The organism is Nocardiopsis trehalosi NBRC 14201 (genome assembly GCF_001552555.1).
Lineage (GTDB): Bacteria > Actinomycetota > Actinomycetes > Streptosporangiales > Streptosporangiaceae > Nocardiopsis_B > Nocardiopsis_B trehalosi.
Genome location: NZ_BCRK01000027.1, coordinates 37162 through 45111, shown reverse-complemented (window position 1 = coordinate 45111; position 7950 = coordinate 37162). Strand labels below are relative to the sequence as shown.

Genomic DNA, 7950 nt, shown 5'->3' with positions numbered 1-7950 from the left:
CCGAGCCGCCCGCCCCGATCGCCGGCGTCCTCACCACCGGCGCCCCGCCCACCGCCACCCCGCCCCCCAGCCAGGCCACGGCAACCTCCCGACCCGACGCACCCCCCACCCGGTCCGACACGGCCGACACCACGGCACACGCGGACCCCGACCGCACCTCGGCGGACGCGGGCCCCACCCGGTCCGACACGGACACCGGCGCGAACACCCACCGGACCCCTTCCGAGCGGACCACCACCCAGCCCGAGACCCTTCGGGCCGACGCGGGCCCCGGCACCATCGGCGCGGACACGCACCCGACCGGCACCGACCACACCACCACCCGCGCGGACGGCCCACGGACCGCCACAGCGGACCCCGCTCCGGCCGCGCCGAGTGCCACCACAACCGACGCGGACACCACCGCGCCCACCAACTCCGCACCCGGAGGACGGCCCGCACCCGCTCCGGCCGCCTCCCCGACCACCTCGGCGGCCCCGTCGGCCGAGCCCGCACCCGGCGCCGCTTCGACCGCCGCCCACCCCTCCACGGCGGATCGCGCCGCCACCCGCAACGGCACCGCAGCGGAGGAAGGGCACCGGCCCTCCACCACCGCGCCGGTGACCGACGGCGCACGCCCCGGCACCTCGGCGTCGAGCGCCTCGGCCACCACCCGCGCGGCTTCCGGACGCGGCACGGCGGCCGTCCCCGGTGCCACGGGGCCGGACGCGGCCGACCGCGCCGCGACCCGCACCACCACCTCCTCCGCCGACCCCGGCCCCTCGGCGGCGCCGTCCGCGCCCGCCGGGGGCGGGCAGGGCCGCCCCGGTGCGTCCGCCACCACCCGTCCCGCCCCGGCGGGCGGCACGGCCGCCCGCTCCGGCACCGACAGCGGGGCCGGTGTCGCGGCACCGGGTGCGCCGGACACGGGCGCCGCCGGCCCCACCGGCTCGGCCGAGGCGCGTACCGGGCGCCCGGTCGCCCCGGCCGCCGCGCCCACCGGCGACGCACCGGCCCTCGATACGGACACCAAGGCGGGGACGGTCCTCGTGGCCGAGCCGGACCGGCCGGCGGACGAGGCGCCCGCCCCGGCCGCGGACCGGACCTCCCGCCGGGCGGACCGTCGGGGACGGTCCGCCGCCGGGACCCCGGGGGCGCCCGCCGCCGCCCGGCCCCGGCCGTCCCGCTGGAGCGCCGTCCTGAACGCGCTCCGGCCACTCGGCGCCCTGCTGCTCGCCGACGGGGCCGCCGCCACGCCCGGCTCCCGCACCGACGCCCCCGCGCAGAAGGACCCCCGACCCGCCGCTCCGACCGGGAACGGCACCGCACCGGCGGCCCGGCCGGACGCCCGCACCGCCCCGGACCCGGCGGACTCGGCCACCGCGCCGGACACCGAGGCCCCGACGCGGCGCGACCTCGCCGACACGTCCGCTCCGGACGCGCGGCCCGCCGCCACCGCCGACCGCCGGACGGCGACCGTGCCCGAGGCGCGGCCCCGCACGAGCACCCGCACCGCACCGCCCCGGACCACCGCCGAGGGGACGCCCGGGCCGGCGGCCGCCGACGCCGAGGGCCCGGGCGCGCCGACTCCGGGCGCCGACACCGCCCCCGAGACCGCCGCCGCAGCGGCCGCCCCGGATGCGAAGGCGGTCCCCGCCCGGACCCGTCCGGACGGCGGGGACGGTGGCAACGGCGAGGACGCGCCGACGCGGCCCGCCGCGCCCGAGCGCACCGCCACCGCGCGCCGCCGCCGCTCCCCGGCGCGTACCGGGGCGAAGGCCCCGGCGCCCACCCCGGCGTCCGCGACGGCCGAGCCGAAGACCGCGTCCCCGGCCGGAGACCGTACGGCGTCGACCGGCGCGGCCCCGGACCCCGCACCGGCATCGGCGGACACGGCGCCCACGGCCACCGCCCCGCCCCCGACCGGCGCGAAGGCGCAGGTCGGCACGGACTCCCCCACGGGCACGGAGGCGCCGGCCGGGACGAAGGCCCGGGACGGCGCCAAGGAACACGTCGGCACGGCGTCCTCCACCGGCACGCACTCCCCCACCGCAACAAAGCCCTCGGCCGACACGGACCCGCCGACCGGCGCACAGGACCGGGCCGACACACCGACCGACACGCAGGCTCCGGCCGGGACGAAGGCCCGGGACGGCGCCAAGGCGGCCGCCGCCGGGGCGCGGAAGGCCGCCGCTCCGAAGCGGGCGGCGAAGGGCCGCACGGCAGCCAAGCGCGCCACCCGGGCGACCGGTCGGCCGAAGGCCGCCACGGCCGCCTCGGGCGACCCGGACGCGCCCACGGCGGCGAAGGGCCGGTCGACGGCCACGGACGGAGCCACCGCCGACCACGCCGCGAACGGCGCGCAGGCCGCCACCGGCCCCGCCACCACGGCGTCCGCGTCGCGGGACACAGGGGCGGGCGCGTCCGCACGACCCGCCGACCCGGCGTCCGGCGCGGCGCCCGCAGCGCCCGCGGACGCGCCCGGCGGCGCCCCGTCGCCGTCCGGTGCCGAGGGCCCCGGCGCCGCCACCGGCGCATCCGACACCACCGACACCGGCACCGCCGGCGCCACCGGCACCGCGCCTGACACCGCAAGCACCGACGCGGGGACGCCGGCCGCGAGCGAACCCGGTTCCGACCGCTGATGGCCGCCGACCCACCGCCGCCGCACGGCCCGTCCCCGCATCGGGGGCCGGGCGCCTCCGCCGAGCCTCCGTCCGGGCGCGCCGCGCCCGGCCCCGGCCGCCCGGCGCCGGACCCCGGCGCCCCGTCCACGGGGACCGCCGCGTTCGCCGCCGCCGGGGGGCGGGGGTCCGGGGGGCCGTCCGACACGCGGGCCGGGGCGTCGCCCGGGGATGGGCGGCGGGGGGTCGTGGCCTCGGGCGGGCTGGTGGTGTGGCTGGTGGCCGGTTACCCGGTGTGGTGGGCCCTGGGGTTCGGGCAGTTCGCTTTCTGGATCTTCGCCGTCCCCATGGCGCTGGAGCTGGTCCGGCGGCACCGCGCGCACGGGCTGCCGCTACCGCCCGGGTTCGCCCTGTGGGCGCTGTTCCTGGTGTGGGCCGTCGCCGGGCTCGCCCTCGTGGGGCTGACCGCGCCCGGCACGCTGCCCGGCAGCGGCGGGCTGCTGGGCGCGCTGGTGCGGGTCGGCACCTACCTGGCGCTGACCGTCCTGCTCCTCTACGTCGGCACCACCCCCCGGGTCCGGCTGGGCGACCGCGCCGTCGCCGCCGCCCTCGCCTGGCTGTGCGTGGCGACGGTCGCGGGCGGCTACCTCGGCCTGCTCGCCCCGGACTTCTCCTACGTGTCCCCCGTCGAGCGCCTGCTGCCCGCCCGCCTCGCGGACGACGAATACGTGCAGACCCTGCTGCGCCCCGCGTCGGCCCAGGTCATGAACGTGCTGGGGTATGACTCCCCCCGCCCCAAGGCCCCGTGGGAGTACACCAACACGTGGGGCAACATGCTCTCCCTGCTGCTGCCGTGGCTGGCCGTCGCCTGGTTCCTCGGGCGGCGCGGCCCCGCGCGGTGGGCCGCCGCGGCGGTCGCCGCCGCGTCCGTGGTGCCGATCGTGTATTCGCTGAACCGGGCGCTGTGGGCGGGCCTGGTGCTCACCGGCGCGTTCGTCCTCGTCCACCTGGTGCGGCGCGGCCGCCCCGGCGCGGCCCTGCTCTGCGCGTGCGCCGCGTCCGTCGCGCTCATGGCCGCCCTGGCGTCGCCGCTGATGGACGTCGTGCGGGAGCGCGCCGCCCACCCGCACAGCGACGAGGGCCGGGCCGCCACCAGCGCCGCCGCGGTGGCGGCCGCCTCCGAGTCCCCCGTCGTGGGGTGGGGCACCACCCGCGACATGATCGGCAGCTCCGCCTCCATCGCGGTCGGCCCCTCCCCCGACTGCCCGGCGTGCGGCAACCACACCATCGGCAACAACGGGCAGTTCTGGTTGGCGCTCGTGGCCCACGGGTGGGTCGGCACCGCGCTGTTCCTCGCCTTCCCGGCGTGGACCGCGTGGCGCCACCGGAACGACTTTTCGCAGATAGGAACGTGTTCCCTCCTGACGATCCTGTTGCTCTTCTGGTACATGTTCTTTTATGTCGCGTTGACGGCGCCGCTGGCCGTCTCGATGATCGCCGCCGCGCTGCTCTGGCGGCGGGGCGCCGAGACCGAGCGGACGGCCGCGGCAGTGGGGGGTGTGGCGTGATGAACGGCGAGACCACCTATCTGACCGGCCTGGCGGAGGTCCTGTGGCCCTGCGGGGGTCTGCTGGGCCGGGGCGGCGAATGCACCCGCCCGCTGGGCGAGCACCCGCCCGCCCCGCGGGCCGGGGTGGTGCGCGAGTACCTGCCGGTGCCCTCCGCGCACAACCCGCGGGTGATCCTGCCGGTCACCAACCGGTACGCGGCGGCGCGCGGCATCGCGGCGTTCGCGCAGCGGCACTCCTTCCGCGAACGCGTGCGCACAGCCGTGCTCACCACCGCGTTCGCCAGCGGGGTGGCGCCGCTGCTGCTGCGCGACCGGCTGCACGTCGGAACGGGGCGCACCATCGAGCACGCGCTCGCGGCGGCGCTCGACCGCGACGTCGTCATCGCCATCCACGTGGGCCCGCCGAGGGCCAACCGCAAACCCGTGCTGCTGCTGCTCACCCCCGCCGGGCGCACCATCGGCTACGCCAAGATCGGCGTGAACGACCTCACGTCCCGGCTCGTGCGGGCCGAGACCCGGGCGCTGCGCCGCCTGGCCGACGCCCGCATGCGCGACGTCACCGTCCCCCGCCTGCTGCACGCCGGCGAGTGGAACGACCACCCCCTCCTCGTCCAGGAGGCGCTGCCGGTCGGCGAGCAGACCGACCGGCCCACCCGGCGCCAACTGCTGCGCTGCGTCCTGCAGATCAGCGGCCTGGAGACCGTGCGGGACCTCCCTCTGTCCGCCGCCCCCTACCGGCGGACCCTCACCCAGCGGATCAGCGGGCTCGCCGACCGCCCCGAGGCGCCGGCCCTGCGCGCCGCGCTCGACCGGCTGCCCGACGTGCGGCTGCCGTTCGGCGCCTGGCACGGCGACCTCACCAGGTGGAACATCGCCGGCACACCGCGCCGGGCGTTCGTCTGGGACTGGGAGCGGCTGGCGTTCGGCGTCCCCGTCGGGTTCGACGCGCTGCACTACGAGCTGAACGAGTGCGTGCAGCACGGTGTGCACCCGGGGGTGCACCGGTGGCTCGACACCGGTGCCCGGCTGCTGCGCGATCCGCTGATCACCGGTGCGGGGCTGCGGCCCGACACCGTCGCCACGGTCATGGCGCTCTACCTCATCGACCTGGCGACCCGCTACCTGCACGACCGGCAGCAGGAGGCCGGCGGGCGGCTGGCGGCGGTGGACGACTGGCTGCTGCCCGCCCTGGCCGGGCTGGAGCACCGCGCCGTCCACGAGGCGCGGCACGTCGGCTGACGCCGCCGCACCGGTCGCGCCGCAGGACACCCGTCCTCGGCGAGCCCGCCGGCCCGTGCCGGACCACGTCTCATCGCACATGTGAGGACGAATCCCTTGTCCGCGAACCCGATCACCGGGCGGCTGCCCGGTTCCGTGCTGCCCGCGCTCCGCGCCCTGGCCGACATCACCGGCCAGGCGACGCGCGGTGCCCGCGCCCTGCCCACGTTCCTCATCGCCGGCGCCCAGCGCTGCGGCACGACCTCGCTGTTCAAGGCGCTGACGCAGCACCCGCAGGTGCGCGGCCCGGTGCTGCGCAAGGGCGTGCACTTCTTCGACACCAACTACACGCGCGGCCTCGACTGGTACCGGGGCCACTTCCCGATGCGGACCCCCGAGGGGGCCGCCGTGGGCGAGTCGAGCCCCTACTACCTGTTCCACCCGCTGGCGGCCGAGCGGATATCCCGCGACCTGCCGGGGGTGCGGGTGGTGGTCCTGCTGCGCGACCCGGTGGAGCGCGCGTACTCCGCGCACAGCCACGAGACGGCGCGCGGCTTCGAGACCGAGCCGTTCTCGCGGGCGCTGGCGCTGGAGGAGGAGCGGCTGGCGGGCGAGGAGGAGCGGCTGCTGACCGACCCCACCGCCTACTCGCACAGCCACCAGCACCAGGCGTACCTGGCGCGCGGGCGCTACGTCGACCAGCTGCTGCGGATGGAGAAGCACCTGGGCCGCGACCGCCTGCACGTGGTCGAGAGCGAGGCGTTCTTCGCCGACCCCGAACCGGTGTTCGCGGGCATCGAGCGGTTCCTGGGGCTGCCGCACCACCCCGGCGTCCGCTTCGAGCGGCACAACGCGCGGCGGCGGGGGGCGATGTCGCGGAAGCTGCGCGCCCGGTTGGACGCCCACTTCGCCGAGCCGGACCAGCGGCTCGCCGACTGGCTGGGCCGCACCCCCGTGTGGCGCGAGTGACGGCGCCGCAGCCCGGCGCCGGGCTGCGGCGCGTCGCGCGCGGCGGCGCGCTGAACATGGCCGGGGCGGTGGCGGGGGCGGCGCTCAACACCGTGCTGGTGGTGGTGGTGACGCGCGGGTTCTCGCCGGAGACGGCGGGGGTGCTGTTCGCCGCGACGTCGGTGTACTTCATCGCGGCCGCCGTCGCGAACCTGGGCACGGCCACCGGGGTGGTGTACTTCGTGGCGCGGGTGCGGGCGCTGGGCGCGGGCCACCTGGTGCCGGTGGTGCTGCGGCGGGCCTGCGGGCCGGTGGCCGCGGTGGCGGTGGCGGCGGGCGCCGCCCTGTGGGTGGGCGCGGCCGACGTCGCCCGGTTCGCGGGCGCCGAGGGGGCCGCCGACTACGTCCGGGTCCTCGCCGTGGTGCTGCCGTTCGCGGTGGTCACGGACACCCTGCTGGCGGCCACCCGCGCGTTCCACGACATGCGGCCGACCGTGGCGCTGGAGAAGGTGGGCCGGCCGCTGGCGCAGGTCGGGCTGGTGGCCGCGGTCGCGGCCACCGGCGGGGCGGGGCTGCTCGCGGCGGCGTGGGCCGGGCCCTACCTGCCCGCCGCGCTGCTCGCCCTGTTCTGGCTGCGGCGGGTGCTGCGCGCGGCGCCCCCGGCCGAGGTGCCGGAGGCGGCCGCGCCGCCCGGCGGGGTCGAACGGGAGGTGGCGGCGCGGGCGTTCTGGGCGTTCACCCTGCCCCGGTCGGCGTCGACCGTGGCCCAGCTCGGCATCCAGCGGGGCGGCATCGTCCTGGTGGCGGCGCTGCGCGGCGCGGCGGACGCGGCGGTGCTCACCGCGGCGTCGCGGCTGCTGGTGGTGGGCCAGTTCGCCGGGCAGGCGGTGCAGCACGCCGCGCAGCCGCGGCTCGCCGAGCTGCTCGCGGTCGGCGACCGGGAGGGCGCGGCCGACCTGTACCGCACGGCGACGGCGTGGCTGGTCTGCCTGACCTGGCCGGTGCTGCTGCCCGCCGCGCTGTACGCGCCACTCGTCATGGGCGTGTTCGGCGACGGCTACAGCGGGGGCGCCGGGGTGCTGGTGGTGCTGGCGCTGACGCAGATGGCGGGGGCGGCGCTGGGGATGGGCGACCTGGTGCTGACGATGACCGGGCGGTCGCGCGCCGCCCTGGGCAACAACGTCGCGGCGCTGGCGGTGAACGTGGCCGGGTGCGTGGCCCTGGTCCCGGCACTGGGGGCGGAGGGGGCCGCCGCCGCGTGGGCGGGGGCGGTGCTGCTGCGCAACCTGCTCCCGCTGGCCCAGCTCGCGCGCGGGTACGGGCTGCACCCGTTCGGGCGGCGCTGGCTGCTGGCGGCGGGCGCCTGCCTGGGCTGGTTCGGGGCGGTGCCCGCTGCGGCGCTCGCCGTGTTGGGGCCGGGGGCGTGGTCGCTGGCGGCGGCGCTCGCGGCGGGCGGGGCGGGGTACGCGGTGACGCTGTGGCGGCTGCGCGGCGCGCTGGGCCTGGCGGGTCTGCTGCGGCGCCGGGGGTCCGCCGCGGCCGTCCCGCCGGTCTCCGGCACATCCCGCGACATCACCGTCCGCAACCGGTGAATCACTGTCTGTCATGAGA

The 7950-nt window shown here is 78.9% G+C and carries 4 protein-coding genes and 1 pseudogene; all 5 read left to right on the top strand.

What is annotated here, in order from left to right:
* Nucleotides 1–2624: pseudogene (locus tag NT8_RS29800) on the top strand (hypothetical protein); the annotation flags it as partial.
* Nucleotides 2625–2881: 257 nt separating this feature from the next.
* Complete coding sequence (locus tag NT8_RS07700) at nucleotides 2882–4171, top strand: ligase (RefSeq protein ID WP_369406289.1); 1290 nt, start codon at nucleotides 2882–2884, stop codon at nucleotides 4169–4171.
* Nucleotides 4171–5412 carry a phosphotransferase gene (locus tag NT8_RS07695; protein ID WP_067965740.1) on the top strand — a complete coding sequence of 414 codons (1242 nt, stop codon included), beginning with the start codon at nucleotides 4171–4173 and terminating at the stop codon, nucleotides 5410–5412. The genes NT8_RS07700 and NT8_RS07695 overlap by 1 nt, the downstream gene beginning before the upstream one ends.
* 96 nt (nucleotides 5413–5508) lie before the next feature.
* The gene (locus tag NT8_RS07690) at nucleotides 5509–6360 is read left to right on the top strand and encodes a sulfotransferase family protein (protein WP_174549538.1); all 852 of its coding nucleotides are present in this window, start codon (nucleotides 5509–5511) and stop codon (nucleotides 6358–6360) included.
* Nucleotides 6348–7931, top strand: a complete 1584-nt coding sequence (locus tag NT8_RS07685; protein WP_245646078.1) for a lipopolysaccharide biosynthesis protein — start codon at nucleotides 6348–6350, stop codon at nucleotides 7929–7931. The genes NT8_RS07690 and NT8_RS07685 overlap by 13 nt, the downstream gene beginning before the upstream one ends.
* The last annotated feature ends 19 nt before the right edge of the window (nucleotides 7932–7950 follow it).